This window comes from Streptomyces acidiscabies, assembly GCF_020010905.1.
Taxonomy (GTDB): domain Bacteria; phylum Actinomycetota; class Actinomycetes; order Streptomycetales; family Streptomycetaceae; genus Streptomyces; species Streptomyces acidiscabies.
This window is the reverse complement of sequence record NZ_JAGJBY010000001.1, coordinates 2,074,064-2,099,399: the sequence shown is the minus strand read 5'-3', so window position 1 is coordinate 2,099,399 and position 25,336 is coordinate 2,074,064. Positions and strand designations below refer to the sequence as shown.

The 25,336-nt window shown below is 70.3% G+C and carries 23 protein-coding genes; 14 read left to right on the top strand and 9 right to left on the bottom strand.

Going from position 1 to position 25,336, the window contains the following annotated elements:
* Nucleotides 1-161: 161 nt before the first annotated feature.
* Complete coding sequence (locus J8M50_RS09880) at nt 162-875, bottom strand: DUF4232 domain-containing protein (protein WP_010354193.1); 714 nt, start codon at nt 873-875, stop codon at nt 162-164.
* Between the two features lie 93 nt (nt 876-968).
* Nucleotides 969-1,856: a PIG-L deacetylase family protein gene (locus J8M50_RS09875; RefSeq protein WP_010354192.1), complete on the bottom strand. Its 888-nt coding sequence runs from the start codon at nt 1,854-1,856 to the stop codon at nt 969-971.
* A 713-nt stretch (nt 1,857-2,569) separates the two neighbouring features.
* Between J8M50_RS09875 and J8M50_RS09870 the strand changes: the two genes are divergently transcribed.
* The gene (locus J8M50_RS09870) at nt 2,570-4,834 is read left to right on the top strand and encodes an ATP-binding protein (protein WP_010354191.1); all 2,265 of its coding nucleotides are present in this window, start codon (nt 2,570-2,572) and stop codon (nt 4,832-4,834) included.
* On the opposite strand, the gene J8M50_RS09865 is transcribed toward J8M50_RS09870, so the two are convergent.
* Nucleotides 4,831-5,364, bottom strand: coding sequence for a GNAT family N-acetyltransferase (locus J8M50_RS09865; RefSeq protein ID WP_010354190.1), 534 nt, complete (start codon nt 5,362-5,364; stop codon nt 4,831-4,833). The genes J8M50_RS09870 and J8M50_RS09865 overlap by 4 nt on opposite strands.
* Before the next feature lie 55 nt (nt 5,365-5,419).
* On the opposite strand from J8M50_RS09865, the gene J8M50_RS09860 reads away from it, so the two are divergent.
* Nucleotides 5,420-6,145, top strand: coding sequence for a hypothetical protein (locus J8M50_RS09860; RefSeq protein WP_010354189.1), 726 nt, complete (start codon nt 5,420-5,422; stop codon nt 6,143-6,145).
* Here the strand turns inward: J8M50_RS09860 and J8M50_RS09855 are convergent.
* Together J8M50_RS09855 and J8M50_RS09850 are read right to left on the bottom strand one after the other, a co-directional pair.
* Complete coding sequence (locus J8M50_RS09855) at nt 6,120-6,299, bottom strand: DUF397 domain-containing protein (RefSeq protein ID WP_029183924.1); 180 nt, start codon at nt 6,297-6,299, stop codon at nt 6,120-6,122. The genes J8M50_RS09860 and J8M50_RS09855 overlap by 26 nt on opposite strands.
* 2 nt (nt 6,300-6,301) lie before the next feature.
* Nucleotides 6,302-7,138, bottom strand: coding sequence for a helix-turn-helix domain-containing protein (locus tag J8M50_RS09850; protein WP_010354187.1), 837 nt, complete (start codon nt 7,136-7,138; stop codon nt 6,302-6,304).
* A 183-nt stretch (nt 7,139-7,321) separates the two neighbouring features.
* On the opposite strand from J8M50_RS09850, the gene J8M50_RS09845 reads away from it, so the two are divergent.
* The 5 genes from J8M50_RS09845 to J8M50_RS09825 all read left to right on the top strand — a co-directional run bounded on the left by J8M50_RS09845 (nt 7,322) and on the right by J8M50_RS09825 (nt 11,468).
* On the top strand, nt 7,322-7,720 hold the full coding sequence (locus J8M50_RS09845; protein WP_010354186.1) for an ATP-binding protein: 399 nt from the start codon (nt 7,322-7,324) through the stop codon (nt 7,718-7,720).
* Nucleotides 7,721-8,211: 491 nt separating this feature from the next.
* On the top strand, nt 8,212-8,793 hold the full coding sequence (locus J8M50_RS09840; RefSeq protein ID WP_010354185.1) for a class I SAM-dependent methyltransferase: 582 nt from the start codon (nt 8,212-8,214) through the stop codon (nt 8,791-8,793).
* Between the two features lie 82 nt (nt 8,794-8,875).
* Nucleotides 8,876-9,409, top strand: a complete 534-nt coding sequence (locus J8M50_RS09835) for a PadR family transcriptional regulator (protein ID WP_010354184.1) — start codon at nt 8,876-8,878, stop codon at nt 9,407-9,409.
* Nucleotides 9,406-10,089 (top strand): ABC transporter ATP-binding protein, encoded by a 684-nt coding sequence (locus J8M50_RS09830; RefSeq protein ID WP_010354182.1) that lies wholly within the window; start codon nt 9,406-9,408, stop codon nt 10,087-10,089. Before J8M50_RS09835 ends, J8M50_RS09830 begins: the two co-directional genes overlap by 4 nt.
* 41 nt (nt 10,090-10,130) lie before the next feature.
* A complete protein-coding gene (locus J8M50_RS09825; protein WP_029183922.1) occupies nt 10,131-11,468 on the top strand; it encodes a hypothetical protein in 1,338 nt (445 codons plus the stop codon).
* Between the two features lie 150 nt (nt 11,469-11,618).
* Here J8M50_RS09825 and J8M50_RS09820 read toward each other — a convergent pair whose 3' ends face one another.
* Nucleotides 11,619-12,155 (bottom strand): HNH endonuclease, encoded by a 537-nt coding sequence (locus tag J8M50_RS09820; protein ID WP_010354180.1) that lies wholly within the window; start codon nt 12,153-12,155, stop codon nt 11,619-11,621.
* 339 nt (nt 12,156-12,494) lie between these two features.
* Here J8M50_RS09820 and J8M50_RS09815 point away from each other — a divergent pair, with 339 nt between their 5' ends.
* Nucleotides 12,495-13,535, top strand: coding sequence for a mechanosensitive ion channel family protein (locus tag J8M50_RS09815; protein ID WP_078480805.1), 1,041 nt, complete (start codon nt 12,495-12,497; stop codon nt 13,533-13,535).
* Nucleotides 13,536-13,698: 163 nt separating this feature from the next.
* Here J8M50_RS09815 and J8M50_RS09810 read toward each other — a convergent pair whose 3' ends face one another.
* The 3 genes from J8M50_RS09810 to J8M50_RS09800 all read right to left on the bottom strand — a co-directional run bounded on the left by J8M50_RS09810 (nt 13,699) and on the right by J8M50_RS09800 (nt 16,159).
* Nucleotides 13,699-13,851, bottom strand: coding sequence for a hypothetical protein (locus J8M50_RS09810; protein ID WP_158002801.1), 153 nt, complete (start codon nt 13,849-13,851; stop codon nt 13,699-13,701).
* A gap of 70 nt (nt 13,852-13,921) precedes the next feature.
* Nucleotides 13,922-15,187: an acyltransferase family protein gene (locus J8M50_RS09805; RefSeq protein ID WP_010354177.1), complete on the bottom strand. Its 1,266-nt coding sequence runs from the start codon at nt 15,185-15,187 to the stop codon at nt 13,922-13,924.
* Between the two features lie 366 nt (nt 15,188-15,553).
* Entirely contained in the window at nt 15,554-16,159 is a 606-nt protein-coding gene (locus tag J8M50_RS09800; protein ID WP_040836660.1) for a GNAT family N-acetyltransferase, read from the bottom strand.
* Between the two features lie 199 nt (nt 16,160-16,358).
* Here J8M50_RS09800 and J8M50_RS09795 point away from each other — a divergent pair, with 199 nt between their 5' ends.
* The 6 genes from J8M50_RS09795 to J8M50_RS09770 all read left to right on the top strand — a co-directional run bounded on the left by J8M50_RS09795 (nt 16,359) and on the right by J8M50_RS09770 (nt 25,329).
* The gene (locus tag J8M50_RS09795; protein ID WP_010354175.1) at nt 16,359-17,681 is read left to right on the top strand and encodes a GlnX family signal transduction membrane protein; all 1,323 of its coding nucleotides are present in this window, start codon (nt 16,359-16,361) and stop codon (nt 17,679-17,681) included.
* 14 nt (nt 17,682-17,695) lie between these two features.
* The gene (locus J8M50_RS09790; RefSeq protein ID WP_010354174.1) at nt 17,696-18,670 is read left to right on the top strand and encodes a glutamate ABC transporter substrate-binding protein; all 975 of its coding nucleotides are present in this window, start codon (nt 17,696-17,698) and stop codon (nt 18,668-18,670) included.
* Between the two features lie 105 nt (nt 18,671-18,775).
* Nucleotides 18,776-20,044 (top strand): coiled-coil domain-containing protein, encoded by a 1,269-nt coding sequence (locus J8M50_RS09785; protein ID WP_029183920.1) that lies wholly within the window; start codon nt 18,776-18,778, stop codon nt 20,042-20,044.
* A complete protein-coding gene (locus J8M50_RS09780) occupies nt 20,041-22,683 on the top strand; it encodes a serine/threonine-protein kinase (RefSeq protein ID WP_029183919.1) in 2,643 nt (880 codons plus the stop codon). Before J8M50_RS09785 ends, J8M50_RS09780 begins: the two co-directional genes overlap by 4 nt.
* Before the next feature lie 3 nt (nt 22,684-22,686).
* Nucleotides 22,687-23,886 (top strand): PP2C family protein-serine/threonine phosphatase, encoded by a 1,200-nt coding sequence (locus tag J8M50_RS09775; protein WP_010354169.1) that lies wholly within the window; start codon nt 22,687-22,689, stop codon nt 23,884-23,886.
* Between the two features lie 96 nt (nt 23,887-23,982).
* Nucleotides 23,983-25,329 (top strand): vWA domain-containing protein, encoded by a 1,347-nt coding sequence (locus tag J8M50_RS09770; RefSeq protein WP_010354167.1) that lies wholly within the window; start codon nt 23,983-23,985, stop codon nt 25,327-25,329.
* The last annotated feature ends 7 nt before the right edge of the window (nt 25,330-25,336 follow it).

Genomic DNA, 25,336 nt, shown 5'->3' with positions numbered 1-25,336 from the left:
TGCACAAGAGTGACGGCCCCTTTCCATGCCGGTGAGCGGGGTCTGGTGCGTGCAGCTGCAAGGCGGAGGAGGGCGTCGACGCGGAGCGTCGGCAACCGACGACAACGCCGCAGATGCGCGTGCCAGACCCCGCGACCGCGGCCTGATCCGCCGGGCAGGCCCTAAAAGTCGTCGGCCCCGTTGCGGAGTTCGTACGTCCAGTACCCGGTGAGCGCCTTCGCCGGGTCGACGGCGATGCCGTCCTTGCCGGGCGCGGAGACGGTGATGACCGTGGAGTCGTCCTCCAGCATGACCTGGAACGCCGAGACGGGTTCGTTGTCCTCGTCGACGCCGCCGTCCGACAGCTTCACGAGGGCGTAGGCGGGAGCGCCGGCCGCCAGTACGACCGGGGTGGCCGGCTTGCTCTTCGCGACGGACGGGACGTCCTGCTTGTGGCTCTCCAGGAACTGGACACGCGGGAAGCCCGCCAGGCGGCAGGAGTGCCGGCTCGTGTTCTTCGCGGTGAGCACGATGTGGGTGTAGGGCGGGCCGTCCTGGAGAGCGGCGGTGATCCGTACGTCGGCTGCGGTGCACGTCGGCGTCGCCGCCTTGTCGCCGGTCGAACTCCCGGAGCCGGCCGAGCCGTTAGAGCCAGCGGCCTTCGCCGAGCCCGAGCCGGACGTACCGGACGCGCCCGGCTTACCGGCCGTACCCGCCGTCGTACCCGCAGCCTTGTCAGCCGTAGACGTACCGGCCACCGGAGTCGACGCCACCGTGACATCGGGCGACGCCGCCGCGGACTCGGTGCCCTCACCGCTCTGGCAGGCGGTGAGGGAGAGGGCGAGGGCCGTCCCCGCGAGGGCGAGCAGCGTGGAGCGGTGCAGTGCGGTGTTCATGAGAGATTCCCCGTAGGTGGTAGTGGGCCGCGACTCGATGCCGTCGGCTTTTTCGCTGAAGTCAGCTGAGGTCAGTTGTGGTCGGCCGAGCGGTCAATTGCCCCGGCCCGGCCGGTAGTTGGCAGGCAGCGTGTGGACGAACTCGCGAGCATCCGCATGCGCCGCCTCCAGCAGATCCGGCACGCTGTGGTACCCGAGCGCGTACAGATTCCGGCTCGGATCCCAGGTGTTGTACGCGTACATCGCGTTCCGCTTGGTCTTCATGTGCGCGGCAGGGATGTTCAGCACGTACGAGGCCCCGTCCGCCCGCTCCCCCTCGGGACGGCCGTACGCGTACACGTAGTTGAAGCGGACGTCCGAGATCGCCCCGTCGTTCATCAGCCGGTACGCCGCGTCGCTGCACGCCTTGTGCGTCTCCGTGTGCTCCAGCCACCCGGCGGTGAACTTGTGGGAGGCGCCCGGGTATTGCTCGGCGAGCGCCCTCACCTTGGCCTCGATCCGGCCGACGAGCTTGTTGTAGGCGGAGTCGCTGGAGAACCCGTCGTCCGCGACCTTGAAGTTGATGACCTTGTCCACGCCGAGCGCCTTCGCGGAGGCCATGAACTCGGCGGTCCGCGCGGAGACGATGTTGGTGACGCCGTCGGTCGGCCAGGACAGGTTGTGCCGGCCACCGGCGGCGCACGGGTGAGGGCTGGACCACTGCGTCAACGCGCAGGGGTCGGCGTTCATCCGTACGGCGAGGTCGGGATTGCGCCCGTCGCTGACGAGGACGAGGTAGACGGGCCGCCCGGCCGCCTTGTGCTCCAGGATCGACCCGGCCAGCCCGATCGCGTCGTCGTCCTGGTGGGGTGCGTAGAAGATGGCGGGCTTACCGGCGGCGGACGCGGGCCCTGCCGGGAGGGCGACGGCGGCGGCGGTCAGCGCACCGGCGGTGAGGACGCCGCGCCGGGAGAGCCGGGCGGCGTACGCGTTGTCGTTCATGTGGGGGGCCTCGTTCGGTGTAAGACGTAAGGGGGACGGCGGTGGAAGGCGGTCTACGGCAGGCCGACGACTGCGGATGCGCGGCAGAGCTACGGCTACGGCTACGGAAGCCCGGCACGCGGCAGAGTTTCGGCTGCGAAAGCCCGGCACGCGGCAGGGCTCCGGCTGCGAGAACCCGGCGCACGGCACGGCTGCGGCTGCGGCTGCGGCTGCGGCTGCGGCTGCGGCTGCGGCTGCGGAAGCCCAGCACGCGGCAAGGCTGCTACTGCGAAAGCCCGGCATGCGGCAAGGCTGCTGCCGCCGCGAAAGCCCAGCCCGCAGGCGGCGAGCGACCGGCACGCTTCCCCGCACCAGCGCCGCCCCCCGCCCACCCGGACCCCGCTCCCCCAGCCACCCGCCCGGCTCACCGGGATCACCGGCACCACCGAGCGGAGTACGCGCCGGACCCGGCACCCCCGCACCCGGAACGCCACCCCATACCTGGGAGCCACGCCCCGTGTCCTCCTCAAGTCGACCACCCCCCTCCCCCCTCCCACCAGGCAGTTCACCCGGCAGAACTACGTCCGTCATACTTCTGCCGGAGGCCCGCACCGGAACAACCCGGACGAGCCACCCCACCCGCCCGACCCGACCAACCCGGACAAGCCGCCCCACCCGGCCGACCCGACCGACCCGGATACCCCGGACGACCCGCACGATCGGAGACACCAACGGTGCGCGCCAGCACACCCCCCGCAGGAGACTTCGCCCAGCGGCTGCGCACCCTCCGCACCGAAGCCGGCCTCAGCCAGGAAGCCCTGGCGAACGCGGCAGGCGTGAGCGTCAGAGCGCTGGCCGACATGGAGCGCGGCCGTACCCGGGGCCCACAGCGCCAAACCGTGCAAGCCCTGGCCGAAGCCCTGAACCTGGACGACATGGAGACGGCGAGCCTGGAGAAGTCGGCCGCAGCCGGACGCCCCCGAGCAGCCAGCCCCTCGGCCGCAGCCGACCGCCCCCGAACGACCAAACCCACGGCCACCCCCCTCTCCCTCCCCCGCGACATCCAGGACTTCACCGCACGCGCCCCGGCCCTGGCCCAACTCGCGGCCACCCGCCCCCAGGTGACCGTCGTCTCCGGCCAACCCGGCCTGGGCAAAACGGCGTTCGCCGTACACGCCGCCCACCACCTGGCCCCGCACTACCCGGACGGCCAGTTCGCCCTGGACCTCCACGGCATGACCCCCACCCCCACCACCCCGAGGGACGCGCTGGCCCGCCTGCTGAAAGCACTCGGCGTAGCGGACATCCCGTCCACCACCGAGGACCGCGCGGCCCTCTGGCGATCGCTGGCCGGCAACCGCCTCCTCCTCCTGGACAACGCGATCGACGAGGCCCAGGTCGCCCCCCTCCTCCCCGGCACCGGCCTGACGATCGTCACCAGCCGCCACGCCCTCGCGGGCCTGGAGTCGGTCCACCGCACGGACCTGTCGCTGCTGCGCCGCGAGGAGGCGGTGGAGCTGCTGACCCGCATCATCGGCGCGGACCGGGTACGGGCGGAGGCGCAGGCCGCCCGCGACCTCGCCGACCTCTGCGGCCACCTCCCCCTGGCCGTACGCATCGCGGGCCAGCGCCTCGCGTCCCGCCCGCACGAACGCCTGGCCAAACTCGCCACCCGCCTCAAGGCCGAGAGCCGCAGACTGGACGCCCTCCAGGCCGGAAGTCTGCAAGTACGGGCGGCATTTGAACTCTCGTACCGCCAACTCCCGCCCGCCTCAAGGCTGTTGCTACGGCGCTCCGCGCTGGCCGCCGGAGGCGACTTCAGCCCCGAGACAGCCGCGCTCCTGGCGGGCCTGCCGTACGACGAAACGGCGGCCCGCGCCGAGGAGTTGACCGACGCGGGCCTCCTCCAGAGCGACCCCGTCGCCGAGCGGTACCGCTTCCACGACCTCCTCAAGCTGTACGCCGCGGAGCTGACCGAGTCCGAGGACACCGCCGAAGCCCTGGACCGTACGGCGGACTGGATGCTGCGCCGGGCCACAACAGCCGCGCTGCACTTCGACGTTGACCACGAGCGGACCTCGGAGGGCGACCCCGACCCGGACAGCGCGCCCACCGGCCGCGAGGAGGCCCGAGCCTGGCTGGAGGCCGAACGCGCGCAGTGGCTGGCCGCCCTGCACCGGGCGCACGAGACGGGCCGGCACCGCCAAGTCCTGGACGCGGCAAGGGCGATGCACTGGTTCTCCGACCTCAACCAGCACTGGGAGCAGTGGGTGGAGGTCTTCCTGCTCTCCTCCAACTCCGCGCGCCAGCTGGGCAGTCGGCAGGAGGAGGCCGTCCACCTCAACTACCTCGCGTGGGCGTACAACCTCTGCGTGCACGACCCGCGCGCCGCGCTCCCCGCCGCCGTCGAGGCGCTGGCGGCGGCCCGCGAGTGCGGGGACGGACTCCAACAGGGCTGGGCGCTCGGCTACATGGCGGGCGGCCTGCACCGGCTGGGCCGGGTGGACGAGGCGGAGGAACGCCTACGGGAGGCGACCGGCTGCCTCGCCCCGCAGGAGTCCCCGCAGGCCAGGCTCGCCGAGTTGAGCCTCCTCAACGCCCTCGGCACACTCCTCCGTCAGACCGGCCGCCCCGCCGAGGCCCTCGACGTCCACCGCCGCAGCGAGCGCATCTGCCGCGCCGGAGTACCCGGCCGTACGGCGGACGTCATGGCCATGTACCACGCCGTCGCCCGCCAGCAGATCGGCAACGACCTTGCGGCGCTGGAGCGTTGGTACGAGGCGGAGGCGCCGTTGCGGCAGGCGCTGGCGGCGTTCGACAAGGCGCAGATGCCGGCGTGGTCGGAGCAGGCGCGGTTGGATCTGGGCCGGGTGCTGGGGGCGACGGGGCACCCCGAGGCGCGGGAGGCGCTGCGTACGGCGCGGGACGCGCTCGCGGCGATGCGGAGCCCCAGACAGGCGGAGGCCGCGGAGGCGCTCGCCGCGCTCGACGGGTCCTAGCGTTTCTTCCAGTCGTCGACGAGGAGCCCGAGGATCACCTCGTCCACGAACTCGCCCATCACCCACGCCGAGGACTTGAGAACGCCCTCGCGTACGAAGCCGTTGCGTTCGGCGGCGGTGAGCATCGCCGTGTTGTCCGCGAGGGTCTCGATCTGGAGGCGGTAGAGGCTGCGGACGACGAAGGCGTACTGGCAGAGGGTGGCGACGACGTCCGTGCCGTAGCCCTTGCCGCGGGCTGCCGGGAGCAGGTTGAGGCCGATGTGGGCGGCACGGTTGTGGGTGTCGATGCCCCAGAGGCTGGCGACGCCGATGAGGGTGCCGCCCGCCAACTCGACGACGGAGAAGGGGACTCGGTCCTCGTCCCCCTCGTCCTCGACGAGGCGGGCGTCCTTGGACTCGGGGCTGAAGGGCCGCCAGGGTGCGTTGTCCGCGCGGGCGGCGTTGGCCACGTCGTTGAAGAGCTCGGTACGGAGGGTGGGGAAATCGTCCTCTTGCCGGGCTCGGAGCCCGATGGTGACGCCTGTGAGCATGTGAGCGTTTTATCGGGCGGGGTTGGAGGGGGCAACTGGATTAGCGGAGGACACGATGGAACACGACGCGAGCCTCGCGATGACCGTCGAGATCCACGGCGTGTTCCGGCGGCACGCCTGGATCGATCAGGTCAGCGCGGACCACGATCTCGACGAGGACCTCTTCAGCCTCGTCATCAAACGGGCCGCCGCGTACGGGTGGAGCAGCGCGTTCTTCGGTGGCCTGAGCGATCTCGCGGGCGCTCGCTGGGGGCATGCCGATGCGGGGAACGACTGGTCGCAGGACGGCCGGAACCGTCGGCTGGCGTGGCTGACGGTGTACCCCACGGCGGGGATGGCCCGGCAGCACGTCCCGATCCTCCCCATGACGCGGGTCATGACCGACTCCCTGCACCGGGTGGGGGACGTGACTTTCAACGCGTTGAGCGCTCACGTCCCCCTAGGGCTCGCGCCCAACACCGCGCTTGACCTCCGGATGGACGCGGATTGGTACGCCCTCTCGTCGCCGGAGGCCAGGACCGGCATCACGGTGAGGATCGCGGCGGGATCGGAGTTCGGTCCGGTCGAGGTACTCACGCATGCCGCGCAGCGGTCCATCGGGCAACTGCGCGTGGATCAACGCGGGTTGCCTGCGAGGGCTGCCGAGACGACGTTCACCGCGTCCGCGCCCGAGTGGACGCCGGATGCGGCGGCGTGGGTCACGGAGTTGGTCGTGAACTCGCTGCGGGAGTTCGGGGTGGGGGGTTCGGTGGCGATCAGCGTGTCCAGGGGGAGTGGATGAAGGCGTGCCAGGTGGTGGGGGTGAGGAGGAGGTGGGGGCCGGTGGGGGCTTTGGAGTCGCGTACGGCGATGGTGTGGGGGATGTTGCGAGCGACCTCGACGCACTCCTGCAACTGACCGGAGTAGCTGGACTTCACAAACTGGAACTCAGGCACGGTTAGCTTTCCTTGTACAGGCTGTCGATGAGCATGGTGGAGTCTTTGGGAGCCAGGCTAAGCCGAGCGAGCCGGTCGAACACCTCGCCGAAGTACGCGCACTCCTCATCGTTCTCCACCCACATCATGTCGTTGTGGGTGTCACTCTCCACCACATCGAGCGCTCCTGCCTCTGCGTACGAGAGGATGCAGAACGGACCGGCGGTAGCCGGGTGGGCGCCGGTCCGGAACGGCAGCACCTGAAGCCGGACGTTGGGATACTCCGAGACCTCCAGCAGGCGTTCCATCTGACCCCGCATGACGTTGGGTCCACCGATCTGCTGCCGCAACGCGCCTTCCCAGATCACCACATGGAGATGAACCGGGTTCTCACCCATCAGGCGCCTCTGACGCTTCTGCTTGACCTCGACGTCAGTCTCGATCTCATTGGGGTCTTCCCAAGCGGGGTTGGCCACAGCCATCGCCCGCGTGTACGAGGCGGTCTGCAACAACCCCGGAATCAGCGTGACCTGCCAGTTACGAATACGGGTGGCGCTGTCCTCCAGCGAAACGAAGTCGACCAGGCCCTTGCCGACGGAGGCGTTCAGCCACCACCCCTTGGCCTTCCGGCGTTCTCGGTCCAGCTTCGCCAGCGCGAGCAGCCTGGCCAGGACTTCGGCGTCCTCCAACCCGTACCCCTCACACAGCACCCGAATGTCCGGGTCCCGCATGGGCACCCAGCCCTGCTCCATCTTCACGATCTTCGTGCCGGTCGCGTTGATGGACTCGGCAGCCTGCGTCTGAGTCCTGCCCGCAGCGATGCGCAGCCGCAGCAACTCCCCACCGAGCTTGCGTCCCAAGACAGTTGACGTCCGATTGCCATCAGGCTGCGTTGATCGCTTCACGAGCACAGTGTGTACCCAGTTCGCCACTCAGGTCGACTAGTTCACCAATTTGGGGAAGAACTTCCCCGAACCGATTGCCGCAGTATCGGAACCCTCGCTACCTTCAGTGCCCCACCGCTCACGCAAGGGAGGCCCTCCATGCCCACCCACCACGAAGACGAACGCACCTACACCCCCACCCCCCACAACGTCACCCGCGCCCGCACCCGAACCGCCCAGCTCACCATCGACTGGGGCCACCCCACCCTCGCGGGCGACGTCGCCCTCGTCACCAGCGAGCTCACCACCAACGCCATCCTCCACGGCAGCCTCCGCGACCGCCTGATCCACATCCGCCTCTGCACCACCGACACCACCCTCCGCCTGGAGGTCAGCGACCCCCGCGCGGAACGCATCCCGTCCCCCCGCGAAGCAATCCCCACGGAACAGTTCGGCAGGGGCCTCACCTTGGTCAACGCCCTCTGCCACGACTGGGGCCACGGCCCCCGCGACGGCATCGGCAAAACGGTCTGGGCAGAGTGGAAACTCCCGAACTGAACGGCGAGGGCGAGGGCAAGCCCCTCACCCCCCGACCTCCAACACCGCCTTCCCCGCAACCCGCCGCCCCTTCAACGCCTCCGCCGCCAGCCCCGCAAGAACCGCGAGGTCTTCGCCCGCAGGACTGTCGATGACGAGCGCCAACAAGGCCCAAGCCGCGACGAGTTGAGAACCCCCTCAGCGCTGCGCACAACAGTCCCCACAAGATCCGACCCGAGCACACCCCCCACCGGAAGCCACGACTCACCCGCTCGGCGCAGCGTTCACGCGGCTTCTGCTCGACCCCGGGGATGGCTCCACCCGCGTCTCCACCAGCACCCCGACCGGCAACCGGCGTCACGGTCACCGCTTCCTCACCAAAACATTGCGGAGACCCCGCTTCCCTTTTAGCGAGAAGATCTTATGATTCACCTACTTATTTTCAGCCATCCAGTCACCCGGTGGCCCGTCCTCACCCCTGCACGGCCTCCGCGAGAGAACGACGGTCGCTCATGCCCGACACGCGCTCCTCCGACTACACCAGCCGCCTCACCCGCCTGGAAACGTCCGGCCTCAAACGCTTCCTCCCCACCCAGGCCCCGTACCGCTGGAACCTCCGCCGCCTCCACATGGGCAGAGTCCTGGACGTCGGCTGCGGCCTCGGCCGGAACCTCCTGAACTGCTCTCCGGAGAGCGTCGGCGTCGACCACAACCCCCACTCGGTCGCCACCTGCCGGGAACGCGGCCTGACGGCGTACACCCCCGACGAACTCGACGAGCCCCCGGGCTCCTTCGACAGCCTCCTGTGCGCACACGTCCTGGAACACATGGACGCGGACCTGGGCGTCAAGATCCTCGCCGAGTACCTTCCCCTGATCAAACCGGGCGGCAAGGTCGTCCTCATCACCCCCCAGGAAGCGGGCTACAAGACGGACGCCACCCACGTCCGCTTCGTCGACCTCACCGGCCTGCGCGAACACGCGGAAACAGCGGGCGTGACCGTGACCCGCGCCTACTCCTTCCCCTTCGCCCGCCCGGTCGGCAAGGTCTTCCCGTACAACGAGTTCGTCCTGGTGGGCACCGTCCCCTCCTGACCGGCCCAGCCCTCACCCCGGTGAGGGCTTGTTCCCGGCCAGCTATTCACTCAGTACATATACGTAGTGCATACTGCTCCCCATGAGCACCCGCCACATCCTCCTCGGCCTGCTCGCCACCGGCCCCAGCCACGGCTACGACCTGAAGCGGCGCCACGACGAGCGGTTCCCGCAGGCCCGGCCGCTGGCGTACGGGCAGGTGTATACGACGTTGCAGCGGCTCGTGCGGGACGGGCTCGCGGAGGTCGAGGGGACCGGGTCCGACGGGGGGCCGGAGCGGACGATGTACCGGGTCACCGAGAAGGGGGCCGCGGAACTCACCGAGTGGGCCGCCGAGGTCGCCCCGCCCGCCCCCTTCGTCGCCAACGAGATCTTCGCGAAAGTCGTCGTCGCGATCCTCAGCGGCGGGGACGCCGGCGCGTACCTCACCGCTCAACGCGCCGCGCACATGGGCCGGATGCGGGAACTCACCGCCGTGAAGACGGGGCGGAGTGCGGACCTCGCGACCGTGCTGTCCGCGGACTACGCCCTCAACCACCTTGACGCCGACCTCCGTTGGATGACCACCACGGGGGCCCGGCTCACCACACTCACCGAGGAGGTCGATGCCGGATGACGGACACTGCGCTTCTGTCGGGGCTCGGGCTGGGCAAGACGTACGGTGCGACACCCGCCCTGCGGGACGCCTCGCTGGAGCTGGCCGCGGGCGAGGTCCTCGCGGTCACGGGGGCCAGCGGGAGCGGCAAGTCGACGTTGCTGCACTGCCTTTCGGGCATCGTGCGGCCCGACCGGGGGTCGGTCGTGTACGCCGGGAAGGCGCTGGACGGGCTCGGCGAACGGGAGTTGAGCGAGCTGCGGCGTACCGAGTTCGGCATCGTCTTCCAATTCGGCCAGCTCATCCCGGAGTTGACGGCGCTGGACAATGTCGCGCTGCCGCTGCTGCTCGCCGGGCGGCGCCGGGACAGCGCCTGGTCCGAGGCGCGGGAGTGGCTGGAGCGGTTCGGGGTGCTGGGCCAAGAGGCCCTGCGGCCGGGGGAGATGAGCGGCGGCCAGAACCAACGCGTCGCGCTGGCGCGGGCGTTGATCACGGGCCCCCGTATCGTCTTCGCCGACGAACCCACCGGCGCCCTCGACTCCCTCACCGGCGAACAGGTCATGACGGCACTGACCCTCACGGCCCGCGAGAACGGCACGGCCGTCCTCCTCGTCACGCATGACGCGCAGGTCGCGGCGTACGCGGACCGAGAGGTACGGATGACGGACGGGGCGGTCGTGGCGGCGGGGGTGACGGCGTGAGCACCTCGACGCCGGGTACCTCCACGCCGGGCACCTCCGCGATGAACGCCCTCGCGAGTGACCTCCGCCTCTCCTGGGCCCTCCTTCGCGGCTCCGACCGGCGTGAGTGGTGGCGGGTCGGGCTCACCGCTCTCGGTGCCGGGCTCGCCACCGGGCTCGGGCAGGTCGCCGCCGCGCTGTCCTCGCTCCGGGGGTACCACCAAGTCCCGTACGCCGCCGGGCTGTTCAACGGTCCGGGCGAGCGGCAGGGGATCGTCTTCGCCCTCGTCCTCCTCCTCGTACCCGTCCTCGCCTTCCTCGGCCAGTGCGCCCGCATCGGCGCCGTGCACCGGGACCGGCGGCTGGCCGGGCTGCGGCTCGCGGGGGCCGGGGCGGGGCAGGTGCGGAGGATCGCGGCGCTGGAGACGGGGCCGGCGTGCCTGCTCGGCGCCGGGGTCGTCAGTGCGGGGTCCGTGGGGGTGCTGGCGAGCATCTGGAAGGGGGCGAGCCTCTATACGTGGGGCGGGATCGCCACCGTCGCCGTCGTGGTGCCGGTGCTCGGTGCCGGGGCGGGGATGCTGGCGTTGCGGCATGTCGTCGCGTCGCCGTTGGGGTGGGTGCGGAGGGCTCGGCCGCAGGTGGGTCGGGGGGCCTGGGCGGTCGTGGCCGGGTCGGTCGTCGGTGTACTCCTCCTCGTGTTCATGGTGCTCGTCATGAAGGTCGGCCTGGTGCTGCTGCCCCTGCTCCTGGTGGCGCTGGTCGTGATCGTCGGCATCGGAGCCGTAGCGATCGCGGGAGCGCTCGCCCGGCTCGCGGGGCGGGTGCTCGCACCCCGGGCCCGGTCGGCCGCCGTACTCATCGCGGCGGAGCGCCTGCGGGACGACCCGTGGGCGGCGGCCCGTACGCATGCGGCGGTGCTGCTGGTGACGGTCGTGGGGACGGGATACGTCGGGGTCCGCGCGGTGTTCGTGCGCAACCTGCAAGCGACCGCGATGGGCCCCGACTTCTACATCGCGGGGTTCGACCTCGCTGCCGCCGCCATCACCCTGGCCCTGTTCATCACCCTGTCCGGGCTCGCCGCGGGTGCCGGTGAGTCGATCGCGAACCGGCGGCGCGGGCTGGCCGCGCAGGTCGCCGCAGGGGTACCGCGCGCAGTGCTCGTACGGGCGCTGCTGCTGGAGACGGCCCTGCCCTTGGCTCCTGCGGTGCTGTTCGCGGGCGGCGGCGGCATGGTGGTCGGCCTCTGCTACGCCGCCGTCACGGAAGGCCCCGGCACGGGGATGTCGTACGCCTCCCCGCTGGTGCCGCTCCTGGTGTACAGCACGTGTCTGCTGGCGGTAGCGACATCCTTGCCCCTGCTCGGCAGGGTGGTACGGCCGGGGGAACTGCGGCAGGCGTGAGCCTCCCGGAGCGCGTACAGAACCCGGCTCACGTCCGCGCCGACGCCGTACACCGATCACGGCGTCGCGGCGACAGCGCCGTACGTATCCACAGCCTCCGCCCCGGAAACACGAGGGGATTTCCGGGGCGGATATGCGAAAGCCCGGATCTCAGGCCGATATGCCGTCGATCCGGGCTAGTGCGTCGTCCGCGCCATATGGCCGCAGGTACGGCAGCCAGCGCGGGTCCCTATGGCCGGTCCCGATGATGCGCCAGGCCAGGCCGGTGGGTGGGGCGGGTTTGTGGCGCAGGCGCCAGCCGATCTCCGTGAGGTGGCGGTCGGCCTTCGTATGGTTGCAGCGGCGACAGGACGCGACGACGTTGTCCCACGCGTGCTGGCCCCCGCGGCTGCGCGGGATGACGTGGTCGACGCTGGTTGCGACGCCACCGCAGTACATGCACCGGCCCCCGTCACGCGCGAACAGCGCGCGGCGGGTCAAGGGGACGGGCCCCCGGTAAGGGACTCTGACGAATCGCTTGAGCCGGACCACGCTGGGCGCGGAGACTGTGACGGTCGCGCTGTGCAGATAGGCGCCCGAATCCTCCAGGGAGACTGCCTTGTTCTCCAGGACGAGGACGAGCGCGCGGCGGAGCGGTACGACGCCGAGGGGCTCGTACGACGCGTTGAGGACCAGGACATGCGGCACGGATGCCTCCTTGGGCGTCGGCGGCGCGTGGCTCGCGCCGGGACGATCTGGTAGTCAGTCTCCCCTCTTGCCTGGTGGACGCGCCACCATCTCCCGGTAACGGGCTGGGAGTGTTTTCGACCACACCCCATGTTTTGCCGCCGTACGCCCCCTTCAAGCACGGGTGAGACAGGTCTCTGTCGGGGCACACGGACGGACCTCCACACAATGCCCCGTTAGTGTGGTGTGCCTGCCCGTACGGTGACCTTTTCGTGACCTCTCTGCGGGCCGCCGTTGCTCCTGGAGGTTCCCGCCGTGTCCCTGTCCGCCGCCTCGCCGACTCCTACGCCGTCGCCGTCCATGTCACCCGCCGTGACCGTGCCGACGTTCCAGGACGCGCAGGACAGCGCGACCAACGCCGCGAGCTGGGTCGAGCAGAACTGGTCGACGTGGCTGGCGATCGGGCTGCGGGTGCTGCTGATCGTCGTCGTCGCGGTGGTCCTGCGGAAGTTCGTGCTGCGGGCGATCACGAAGCTGATAGACCGCATGAACCGTACGGTCGAGTCGGTCGACGGCACGGCGCTCGGGGGGCTCCTGGTCAACGCCGAGCGCCGCCATCAGCGCTCCCAGGCCATCGGGTCCGTCCTGCGCTCGGTCGCGTCGTTCCTGATCCTGGGTACGGCGGCCCTGATGGTCCTCTCGACCTTCCAGATCAACCTGGCCCCGCTGCTCGCCTCCGCCGGTGTCGCCGGTGTCGCCATCGGTTTCGGCGCCCGGAACCTGGTCACCGACTTCCTCTCCGGCGTGTTCATGATCCTGGAGGACCAGTACGGCGTCGGCGACCAGATCGACGCCGGGGTCGCGACGGGCGAGGTCATCGAGGTGGGCCTCCGCGTGACCAAGCTGCGCGGCGCCGACGGTGAGATCTGGTACGTCCGCAACGGCGAGGTCAAGCGCATCGGCAACCTCTCGCAGGGCTGGGCCACAGCGGGCGTCGACGTCACGGTCAAGCCCACGGAGGACCTGGACCGGGTCAAGTCCACCCTCACGGACGTAGCCGAACGCATGAGCAAGGAGGAGCCCTGGAACGAACTCCTCTGGAGCTCCATCGACGTCGTGGGCCTCGACTCCGTCCTCCTGGACTCGATGGTCATACACCTGACCGCTCGCACGATGCCCGGCAAGAAACTCACGGTGGAACGGGAACTGAGGTGGCGCATCAAGCGCGCCTTCGACGCGGCGGACATCCGGATGGTGGGCGGGGTACCGGTGGCGGGCACGGAGGAGGCCCCGGATCCCTCGGCGGGGGTTGCGGCGCCGTCGGTGTTCGCGAACGCGGATTCGCCGCAGGTGGCGGCTGCTGCGCCGATTGCTTCTACGCAGCGGACTGCGCCGAAGTAGGGGCGGGACCTTCGGGAGGCTTCCTGCGGGTCCCGAAGGGGCGGAACGGTTCGGCACACTCGTTCGAGTGAGGCGGGGGGCTACATCCCCGTTCGCCGAGACGGACACCGGCCCCGAGTTCCGTACCTACGCCGTCGGCATCAGCACCGTTCTTCGGGAACGTTCACGCCGAACCCGCGTCACCGACGCCCAGTTCATCCCCGCAGCACGGGCAGACCGTGTCTTCGTCGAGCCAGCCGGGCTCCCCGAAGGGGTACTCGGCGTCGTCGGTGCCGATGGTCTCCCGCTCGGGGCGGTCTCCGGGGGTGGACGTCATTGTTGTCCCACTCCTTCCACGATGGTCGTACGTACCCCCCTCGGCCCGACGCGCCCGCGTCCTTGCGGAGTCAGCCCACGGTGGCGTTCTCCTTGGCCGGGGCGGGAGAGACGGGGGTGGGGGCGGCGGGGGTGCTGCCGAGGTCCTTCAGACGGAGCGCGGGCTGTTCGACGAGGTGCCAGGACGCGGCGGCCAGCGCGACGGTGAGCGCCATGGTCAGCGCGAAGTAGACGGGCAGCCCGAAGCGAGGGACGTCGAGGACGGCGAGGGTCTGCTGGACGAGGAAGCCGTAGATGTAGATGCCGTACGAGTAGTCGTTGCGGGCACCGATACGGCGGAAGGGTCCGGGGAGACGGATGGCGAGCCACAGGAGGGCGTACGCGAAGGCCGGGACGCCGACGACGAAGAAGTAGCCGAAGTGCAGGCTGCCGGCCATGACGACGAGGGAGACGACACCGAGCGCGTCACTGACGGGTATGCGCTCCTTGTACAGCTCGATCAGCATCCCGAGGGAGAAGGCGAACCCGAGGTAGATCATCCAGACCGGCGTGACGAAACCGACGCCGGGCAGCTCCACGGCGTGGAAGTAGCGCGCGTCGTACGCACCGGCCCAGAACCGCTCATCGATCGCCTGCCGGATGACGAGCCAGCCGAGGAAGGCCGTGAGCAGGAGTACGGCGCGCCGGGCGCGCGTGAGGACACCGGTGACGGCGAGGACGGCGACGACGACGTAGCACAGGGCCTCGTGGCGCAGCGTCCACAGGGAGCCGTTGAAGGCGGCGTTGTGGGTGACACCGGCGGTGCGCTGATGCTGCATCAGCCCGGCGATGTCGTACTGCCGGGTGGCGATCAGCCAGTTGGCCTTCACGTGCGCGACGAGCCCGCCGGGGCCGTTCAGCCCGGCGAAGGTGGAGTGGACCTTCCAGTACAGCAGCGGCGCCACGACGAGCACCGTCACCGCCAGGCAGACCCAGAACCCGGGCAGGATCCGCAGTGCACGGTGCCACAGGAACCGGCCGACCGGAAGCCGCACACCACTGCGCGCGACCAGGATTCCCGAGAGGACGAAGAAGCCGTACACCGCGAGTTTGCCGAGGTCGGTCTGGCCGCCGGTGAAGGTGTGACCGAACTCCTTGCCGCCGTATCCGAGAACGCGGGCGTGGGACGCGACCACCGCGGTGGCCAGCACCAGCCGGAGCAGCCCCAGGCTGTTGTTGCGCCCTCTGAGCAGTTCGGCGACGGTGCCGTGCGACCAGCGCGGCGTGAATGTGAAGGTACGGGTCCCGACCTGGACCTGACGGGTGAGCCTGCCTGACAGGTCGGTTCCGGATATCACGAAGTGTTCCCCACGGGTCGCGGACTACGAACGAGGGAGCGCGACCGGAGGTGAACAGGAAAAAGGGAGCACAGCCACAGCTGACGAAAAGAGATGCTCCTCCGGGTCCCCACCCTCACCAGCCGCCGACACGGCCGCTCCCCCCTACAGAGAGGGAGACCCTAACAAAACACAAAGTGAAATCAAAGCTGCCCCATGGCAAGCTCTCAGCCCCCACCCGGGTTAGCCGCATGCGACTATTTAAGTACGCTGCGTCACCAAGAGAAATCAATGACGCCCTTTCTAACCCTTCACCCCTTTTGAGGTCAGTGCACTGAAGTACCCGCTATTGACTTTGCCTCTCTCCCGGATTTACTAATCACGGTCTCAGGAATACGCATCGCACAGCTCCCCGAACTCCCGCCTCCGCAGCTCGCGCAGCGCAACCGCTTCCGGGTCCCGGGGATCCAGGAGGTACCCGAGGGGTGGGGGTCGGAGGCGGAAGCCGACGGATTCCCAGTGGGATGTCGTGGCCGCGATGGCACTGCAGCCGTCCGCCAGTGTCCAGATCGCCTCGGAGACGACGATCGCGCCGAGGCCGAACCCGCGCCAGTCGGGGTCGAGTCGGACGTCGTCGAGGACGAGGAGGTCGCCGTCGGTGGAGGTGATGTGGTCCTGGAAAGGTGGCCGGTAGCCGCCGTGGCCCATGTCGAAGATGCCTAGGAGTGCGTCGCGGACGCCGGGCTCCGTAAAGTCCTCGGGCTGCCAGTTGAAGAGTTCCGCCTTTCGGGCCCGGACTAGCTTCAGTTCGCCGATCTCCCCGGGCTCCACCGGCGTCCAGCCCGACCGTCCCCTCCCCCGCAGCCGTACGGTCACCGTCCAATCGTCGGCCCCGTCCCACTCCCCCTCCCGGCTCACCTGCCGCACCTGCTCGTACTCCAGGGCGAGGTCACGAGGGTCGGCGGGCAGGTCAGTGGCAGGTCGTCGGGTCATGGTCGAGAAGACTAGGAGACCCCTCATAAGGAACCGAACACACGCTCCCCGCGTATTCATGGGCAGAAGGTTCATGCGCAGGTGGTGACACGAACCGATCAAGATCCAGTGAAGTCCGGTGCGCGGTGCGCCTCGGGGCGGTGATACTTGCGGCGCGGACGCGACACGGGGGAGGTCGGCAGTGGGGAATCGGCCGGATGTGGGCGGTCGGAGAACGGCGTGGGCGGAGAACACCGAACGGCTGAAGCGCGCGGCGACGACGGAGCCGGGACGGCTGCGGATCATCGGCGCGGTGCTCGCCGTGCTGGTGATCGTGTTCGGCGCCGTCACCGCATGGCAGATGACCGACCGCTCGGATGCGGCGGACGACGTGCTGCACAAGAGCCAGCCGCTGACCAGCGACGCGGCGGACATCTACCGCGCGCTCGCGGAGGCGAACACGGCGGCGTCGAGCTCGTTCCTCGCGGGCGGGCAGGAGACGCCGGAGGCGCGCAAGACGTACGAGGACAGCATCAACGCGGCGGCCACGAAACTCGTCACGGCGGCCAACAGCGCGGAACAGGGCTCCCCTTCGGCGCAGGCGATCACGAAGCTGAACACGGCCCTCCCGGTCTACAAGGGCCTGGTCGAGCGCGCGCGTACCTACAACCGCATGGGCTTCCCGGTCGGCGGCGCCTACCTCCGGTACGCCAACCAGAAGATGCAGGACGAGATGCTGACGGCCGCGCAGAGCCTGTACGACCAGGAGAACGCCCGCCTGGACGACGACTACGCCGCCGCGAAACCCTATCCGTGGGCGGCGATCGCGCTCGGCGTCCTCGCCCTCGCCGTCCTCGCGGGCACGCAGGTGCGTGAATACCGGCGTACGAACCGGCTGTTGAGCCACGGCCTGGTCGCGGCGGCCGGCGCCACGGCGGTCGTCCTGCTGTGGCTGGTCGTCGGACACAGCGTCGCGCGCGCGGAGTTGGACAAGTCGTACGACCACGGCGTGCGCTCGCTGAAGGTCCTGCACGACGCGAGGATCGCGGCGTTGAAGGCGCGGGGGAACGAGAACCTGACCCTGATCGCGCGCGGCGCGGAGACGGTCAAGGTGGGCAAGGACACCAAGGACAAGTACGACGTGGAGTACGGGACCGAGATGGGGACACTCGTCTCCGGTCTCGCCCGCGCGGAGACCCTCGCCGACGACAAGGCCGGCAAGGCCCCCGTCACCTCGGCCCGCCAGAGCGTGACCGAGTGGAAGTCGCGCCACACCGAGGCCCGCACGGCGGACGAGAACGGCAACTACGAGGAGGCCCTGGCCCGGGTCGTCGGCACCGAACACCCCACCAACCAGTCCTTCGACGCCGTGGACAGCAGCCTCGACAAGGCCCTCACCCACGAACAGGCCGAGTTCAAGCAGGCCGCCAAGGACGGCAGGGGCGCCTTCACCGGCCTCCCCCTCGGCGCCGGCGTTCTCGCCGTCCTGGCCGCAGCGGGCGCCGTACTCGGTATCGGCCGCAGACTGTCGGAGTTCCGATGAGCAGGGGAGGATCCATGCGGGGCAAGGGCTGGGGCGGAGTCGGCGCGATGGCGGCCCTCATCGGCGTACTCGCGCTGGCCGTCGCCCTGTTGCTGCCGCTCGCGAGGGAGCACCAGGCGGTCGAGAAGGTCGCGGAGACGACGCAGGCCGCCGCGGAGACCTGCAAGAACCCGGAGCAGCAGACGCTGCGGCCGTCCGCCGCGGACGGCCCGACGATCGCGGAGATCAAGGCGCGGACCGGCGCGAAGCGCAAGCTGATCGTGGGCGTCGACCAGAACAGCTACCGCTGGGGCTACCGCAACCCGAACAACGAGGACGCGGTCCTGGAGGGCTTCGACATCGACCTGGTGCACGAGATCGCGGGGAACATCCTGGGCGACCGCGACGCCGTCCAGTTCAGGGCGATCCCGACGAACGAGCGGATCAACGCCATCCAGAAGGGCGAGGTCGACATGGTCGTACGGACCATGACGATCAACTGCACGCGGATCGGGCAAGTCGCTTTCTCCGCCCCGTACTTCAGGACGGGCCAGCAGGTCCTGGCGCCCAAGGCCGCGCGGGAGATCACCGGCTTCGACAAGAGCCTCGCGGGCAAGAAGGTCTGTGTGGCGGCGGGTTCGATCGCGCAGACGGCACTCGACGCGAACAGGCAGGGCGCCACCCCCCTCGTCGTACCGAACCAACTCGACTGCCTGGTAAGGCTCCAGCTCGGCGAGGCGGACGCGATCATCACGGACGGCGCCCTCGCCGCGAGCCAGGCCGCGCAGGACCCGACGGTCGAGCTGAAGGGCAAGGCGTTCACGACCGAGTTCTACGGCGTCGCGATGAAGTTGGACGCGAACGACTTGGTGAGCAGGGTCAACCAGGTTCTCGCGCAGTACCGTTCGGGCGGCTGGCAGGCCTCGTACACCAAGTGGCTGTCACCGACGATGGGTTCGGACTCCGCGCCGTACCTCCCGGCGAACCCCGTTTATCTGCGCACCAGTTAGACGACCACACGGACCCCGTTAGACGACCACACGGACAGGGAAGATCGACCGCACAGAGCAACCACCCCCGGCAGCAACTCCAGCAGCAACGACAAGAGGTGATCGATGGGCGTCGCGGGACCCCCTGGTCCGGTGATGGACCGGGACGAGGTGGACCGTGCGCTGGCGCGGCTCGGCCAGGAGCACGAGGCGATCGAGACCTCCTTGCTGGCGCTCCAGGACCACGCGGGCCGACGACTGCTGGAGGGCGCGGAGCTGACCGGCGTCACCCGCGAGCGCTGGGCGGCGGCGGACACCGCGATATCCCTGCTGTGGACGTACTTCGACGCGTACGCGGACGCCCTGCGCTCGGCCCGGGAGATCCGCTCCCGCCGCCGCTGGTCGTCCCGCGAGGACCTGGTCGAGCTGACGGAACTCCTGCGCGGCGAACCGATATCCATGACGGGCACCGGCGTCCTGGCGGAACACTTCTCGCTGGCCGCCCTGGTGGACCGCATGAACGACCTGTACGCCTCCTCCCTGGACCTGGTGGTGGCGGCGGACGCCGTCTGGTCCGCGCTCCCGGCCCGGATCGATTTACTGGCCGCGGAGTTGCAGCGCACCCGCAACCTGGCGCACTCGGTGGGAGTCCGCCCCGGCGAGCACCCGTCGGGCGACGACCTGGAACAGATCACCCGCACGCTGACGGACCTGCGGTCGAAGGTGGTGTCCGACCCGCTGGCCTACTGGGTTCCCACGAAGGGGAGTTCGGCCCCGGGCGGCGGTCGCCCCGACACGACGGTGTACGACCGTGAGGCGCGCGCACTGGAGGACGTACGCCGGGAGATCGACGCGGTGTTGACAGTCCGTCAGGACGCGGAACAGCGTCTGGTCCGGCTGAGGGACGTCCTCTCGCGCGCCGACCGCACCCTCGCCGAGGCGAGGTCGGCCCGCGGCGAGGTCCTGGCGAAGATCGCGGCGACCGAGGTCCCGGTGGTGAACGGCCCCCCGACGGCGCTCCAGGAGCAGTTGGCGGCGGCGGCCGAGTACCGCAGGCAGGGCCAGTGGCACCGGCTCTCCCCGCTGCTCGAATCCCTTGAGCAGAAGGCGGACGACGAACTGGAGCGCGCCCGCGACCAGTTGGGCGCGGTGACGGCGCCGCTCGCGATCCGCGCGGAGCTGCGCGGGCGGCTCGACGCGTACAAGGCGAAGGTGGCCCGGCTCGGGCTCGCGGAGGACCCGTTCCTCATCGAGCGGTACGACGCGGCCCGCCGGATGCTGTGGAGCGCGCCCTGCGATCTGCGGGTCGCGGAGCAGGCGGTCCTGCGTTATCAACGGCTGGCGGCGGAGCTGCTGGCGACACCACGGGACCGTCAGACTGGGGGGACGTCATGAGTCAGGCCGGCCAGAGCTGCCAGCGTCCGGGGTGCGAGGGCACGTACGAGGACGTCGGCGGCGGCGAACTGTACTGCGACACCTGCGGGTTGGCGCCCGTGGTGTCGGCGACCGGCATGGTCGGCTCGCCTGCCACGAGCGGCATCACGCCGTCCACGTCGTCCATGTCCTCCCAGTCGGCCAGATCCCGGCGCTCGGTGTCCGGACGGCTCTCGCGCTCACTGTCGGGCAAGGCCTCCAACCGCTCGGTGTCGGTGCGCAGTTCGGGCGCGTCGGCCGGGTCGTCGGGGCGGGCGCGGCTCGGTATGGGCCTGGTCTCCGTGCCGCAGGTCCCGAAGCCGGACCCGCGCGCGATGGTGCTGGACAACCCCGAAGTCCCGGAGCGCAAGAGGTTCTGCTCGCGCTCCGACTGCGGTGCGCCCGTGGGCCGTTCACGCGGCGAGCGGGAGGGGCGGACCGAGGGGTTCTGCACCAAGTGCGGCCACCCCTATTCCTTCGTACCGAAGTTGAAGTCCGGGGACGTCGTGCACGGCCAGTACGAGGTGGCCGGGTGTCTCGCGCACGGCGGGCTCGGCTGGGTCTACCTCGCCGTGGACCGCGCGGTGTCGGACCGCTGGGTCGTGCTGAAGGGTCTGCTGGACACCGGCGACCAGGACGCGATGGAGGCGGCGATCTCCGAGCGGCGGTTCCTCGCGGAGATCGAGCACTCCAACATCGTCCGCATCTACAACTTCGTCGAGCACCTCGACCAGCGCACCGGCTCCCTCGACGGGTACATCGTCATGGAGTACGTCGGCGGCAAGTCCCTGAAGGAGATAGCCAATTCACGCCGCGCCACGGACGGCCGGCGCGATCCGCTGCCGGTGGAGCAGGCGTGCGCGTACGGCATCGAGGCGCTGGAGGCGCTCGGGCACCTGCACAGCCGCAACCTCCTGTACTGCGACTTCAAGGTCGACAACGCGATCCAGTCCGAGGACCAGCTCAAGCTCATCGACATGGGCGCGGTGCGCCGGATGGACGACGACGAGTCGGCGATCTACGGCACGGTCGGCTATCAGGCGCCGGAGGTCGCGGAGGTCGGCCCGTCGGTGGCCAGCGACCTGTACACGGTCGGCCGCACGCTGGCCGTCCTGACCTTCGACTTCCAGGGCTACACGACGGTCTTCGCGGACTCCCTGCCCGACCCCGACCACATCGAGGTCTTCCGCACGTACGAGTCCTTCTACCGCCTCCTGGTCCGCGCCACCGACCCCGACCCGGCCCGCCGCTTCGCCTCGGCGCAGGAGATGGCCGAGCAACTCACCGGCGTGCTGCGCGAGGTGGTCTCGATCCAGACGGGCCGGGCGCGACCGGCGCTGTCCACGCTCTTCGGCCCGGAGATCCGCGTCACGGACACCGAGCTGTTCCCGCAACTCGACGGCGAGGTCTCGCGGTCGGGGGCGCGTACGGTCAAGTCGGGCCGTTTCACCCGGCTGTTGACGCCGAAGGCGGTGGCCGTGCCGGCGCCGGTGTCAGTGCCGGTGTCGGCGAGCCTCCCGGCGGCCGTCGCGAGCCCCGCCGTCAGCACGTTCGTCAACAACCCTACGGCGACGGAGATTTCGAGCGACCCGACCCGCGCGGTCATGCACGGACCGGGCGGAGTGTCCCTCAAGACCACTGCCTCACCCATGCTCATCGCTCCCCCGCCCACCCCCACCACCCTCGTCAAACCCGCCGACGCCTCCACCGCGTCCCTCGCCCTCCCCACCCCCCTCGTCGACCCCACCGACCCCAACGCCGGTTTCCTCGCGGGACTTTCGGCAACGGCCCCCGGCGAGCTGATCATCGCCCTGGAAGCCGTACCGACCACGTCCGTCGAGACCCAACTCCGCCAGGTCCGCGCCTGGTTGGAGACCGGCGACGCACAGGCGGCGACAACTGCCCTGCACACCCTGGAAGGTGAGCGGGAGGACGACTGGCGGGTCGTCTGGTACCGGGGTCTCGTCTCCCTCGTCACCGGCGACCACGAGAGCGCGGCGCTGGCCTTCGACGCGATCTACGACGCGTTCCCGGGCGAACCGGCGCCGAAGCTGGCGCTGGGCCTGTGCGCGGAGGTGCTGGGCCAGTTGGACAACGCGGCGGAGTACTACCGCCTCGTGTGGACGACGGACCCGAGCTATGTGAGCGCCGGGTTCGGGCTGGCCCGCGTACGCCTCGCCTCCGGCGACCGCGCGGGCGCCGTACGCACCCTGGAATCCGTACCGGAGTCGTCGATCCACTACACGGCGGCGCGGGTCGCGGCCGTCCGCGCGCGGCTGCGGCAGCGGACGGCCGGCAGCGGCGACGTACCCTTCCTGGAGGACCTCACCGCCGCGGCGGCGCAGGTCGAGGCGCTGGACGCGTACGGCCTGGACCCGAAACGGCGGGAGCGGCTGTCGGCGGAAGTCCTCGGCAGCGCCCTCGACTGGGTACTCTCCGGGGGCCGGGGCAGCGACCCGGCGCCCGCGCGGACGCTGCTCGGCAGCGACCTCGACGAGCGGGGCCTGCGCTTCGGTCTGGAGCGCTCGTACCGCGCGCTGGCCCGGCTGGCCACCGCCGGTGAGGAGAGGATCGACCTGGTGGAACGAGCCAACCGTTACCGCCCCCGGACATGGGTGTAGTTGATGTCGCAGATGCCCCCGTCGCACACGCCCCCCACGGCAGCCCTGCCGACGTGCCCGAGCTGCGCGGAGCCCCTGGAGTCGGGGGACCGCTACTGCGGCGCGTGCGGATACGACCTGTCGGCCGTGCCACCGCGCCCGGACGACCATCCGACGCTGACCCTCAACGGTTCGGCGGACCCGGCCGGTGTGCGCTTCGACCGGCCGCAGGCCCCGGAGCCCGAGCCCGAGGCCGAGCCCGAGGAATACCCCCTCCAGGCCCCCGACCCCAGAGCCGCGGCCGAGGCGGCGAAGCTCTGCGTCGCCTGCCGGGTCGGCCTGGTCGACGGTGACGGCTACTGCGAGAACTGCGGCCACGCCCAGCCCCGCGAACGCGACCACATGGAACGGGAGTTCGGCCCACTGGCCGCCGTCAGCGACCGGGGCCTTCGCCACCACCGCAACGAGGACTCGTTCGCGGTCGGTACGGCCGTCCTGCCGGACGGCGCTCCGGCGAGCGTCGCGATCGTGTGCGACGGCGTCTCCTCGGCGACCCGCCCGGACGAGGCGTCGGAGGCCGCCGCCCTGGCCGCGCACGACACGGTCCTCGCGGCGCTCCCGCAGGGCACGCACCCCCAACAGGCCCTGCACGACGCGATCGTGGCCGCCGCGCGCGCGGTGAACGCCCTGGCCGACGAGGACGGCGGCGCCCGCGAGCACTCCCCGCACCAGAACGCCCCGGCCTGCACGATCGTCGGTACGGTCGTGACGCCCGGACTCCTCGTCGTCGGCTGGGTCGGCGACAGCCGCGCGTACTGGGTGCCCGCCGACCGCGCGACCCCGGCCGTCCGGCTCACCGAGGACGACTCGTGGGCCGCGCAGATGGTGTCCGCGGGCCTGATGAACGAGGCCGAGGCGTACGCCGACGAGCGCGCCCACGCGATCACCGGGTGGCTCGGCGCGGACGCGTACGAACTGGAGCCGCACACCGCGTCGTTCAAGCCGGATCGGCCCGGAGTGGTCGTCGTGTGCACGGACGGGCTGTGGAACTACGCGGAGGCGGCTCAGGAGATGGCGCAGGTGCTGCCGCTCGACGCGGCGGCGCGTCCGCTGCACAGCGCGCGGGTGCTGGTCGGGCACGCGCTGGACGGTGGGGGCCACGACAACGTAACAGTGGCGGTCGTGCCGTTCCCGGCGGCTGCGATGGGGGCAGGATCGCTCTGAGGTATCGGTCCGAAGCGGGTACCCGGTGGGGGCCGGGTCCGCTCCGGTCAGCGCATCGCGGCTCAACGGCCGCACTCACAGGGGGATTTGAGCAGTATGGCCAATTTTTCCAAGTCCAACGTGCCGCAATTCGCGGTGGACGTCTACCAGAACGAGTACCTGCCCGAGGGCGGTCGCGAGGTGAACGCGATCGTCACGGTCACCTCGACCGGCGGCGGCACCGTCGGCGGCGCGGTCGCCTCGCCGCACCTCTACTCACCGACGCAGGGCCCCTCCGCCGCCGTCGCGATCATGGTCGACTGCTCGGGGTCGATGGACTACCCGCCGACGAAGATGCGCGGCGCCCGCGAGGCGACGGCCGCGGCGATCGACGCCGTACGCGACGGCGTGCACTTCGCGGTGATCGCCGGGACGCACGTCGCGAAAGAGGTGTACCCGGGCGCCGGACGCCTCGCGGTCGCCGACGCGGCCACCCGTGAGCAGGCCAAACAGGCGTTGCGCAAGCTCAGCGCCGGGGGCGGTACGGCGATCGGAACCTGGCTGCGGCTCGCGGAACGGCTGCTGTCCTCGACGGACGTCGCGATCCGGCACGGCATCGTGCTGACCGACGGGCGCAACGAGCACGAGGAGCCCGAGGCGCTCAAGGCGACCCTCGACCACTGCGCGGGACAGTTCACGTGTGACGCACGCGGCGTCGGCACCGACTGGGAAGTGAAAGAAGTCACAGGGATCGCGTCCGCCCTGCTCGGCAGCGCCGACATCGTCGCCGACCCCGCCGGGCTCTCCGCCGACTTCACGCAGATGATGGAGACGGCGATGGGCAAGGAAGTCGCTGACGTGGCCCTGAGGTTGTGGACGCCGGTCGGCACGACGGTCAAGTTCGTCAAGCAGGTCGCGCCCACCGTCGAGGAGTTGACCTCGCGGCGCACCGAGTCCGGTCCCCGGTCCGGGGATTACCCGACCGGATCCTGGGGAGACGAGTCCCGCGACTACCACGTCTGCGTGGAGGTGCCGGGTGCCGGACTCGGGCAGGAGATGCTCGCGGCCCGCGTCTCGCTCGTCGTACCGCAGGCGGACGGAAGCGTCCAGAACCTCGGCGCGCAAGGGCTGGTGAGGGCCGTGTGGACCGACGACATGACCGCCTCCACGTCCATCAATCCGCAGGTCGCGCACTACACCGGACAGGCCGAACTGGCCCAAGTCATCCAACAGGGGCTGGACTTGCGCAAAGCGGGCGATATGGACGGCGCAACGGCCAAGCTCGGCCGGGCCGTGCAGCTCGCGAGTGTCTCGGGGAACGCGGATACTGCGAAACTGCTTGCGAAGGTGGTGGACGTGGTCGATGCCACGACAGGTACTGTGCGGTTGAAGGCGAAGGTGGCCGAGGCCGACGAGATGACTCTCGAAACCCGGTCCACAAAGACAGTTCGTGTGAAGAAGTGACGCCGAA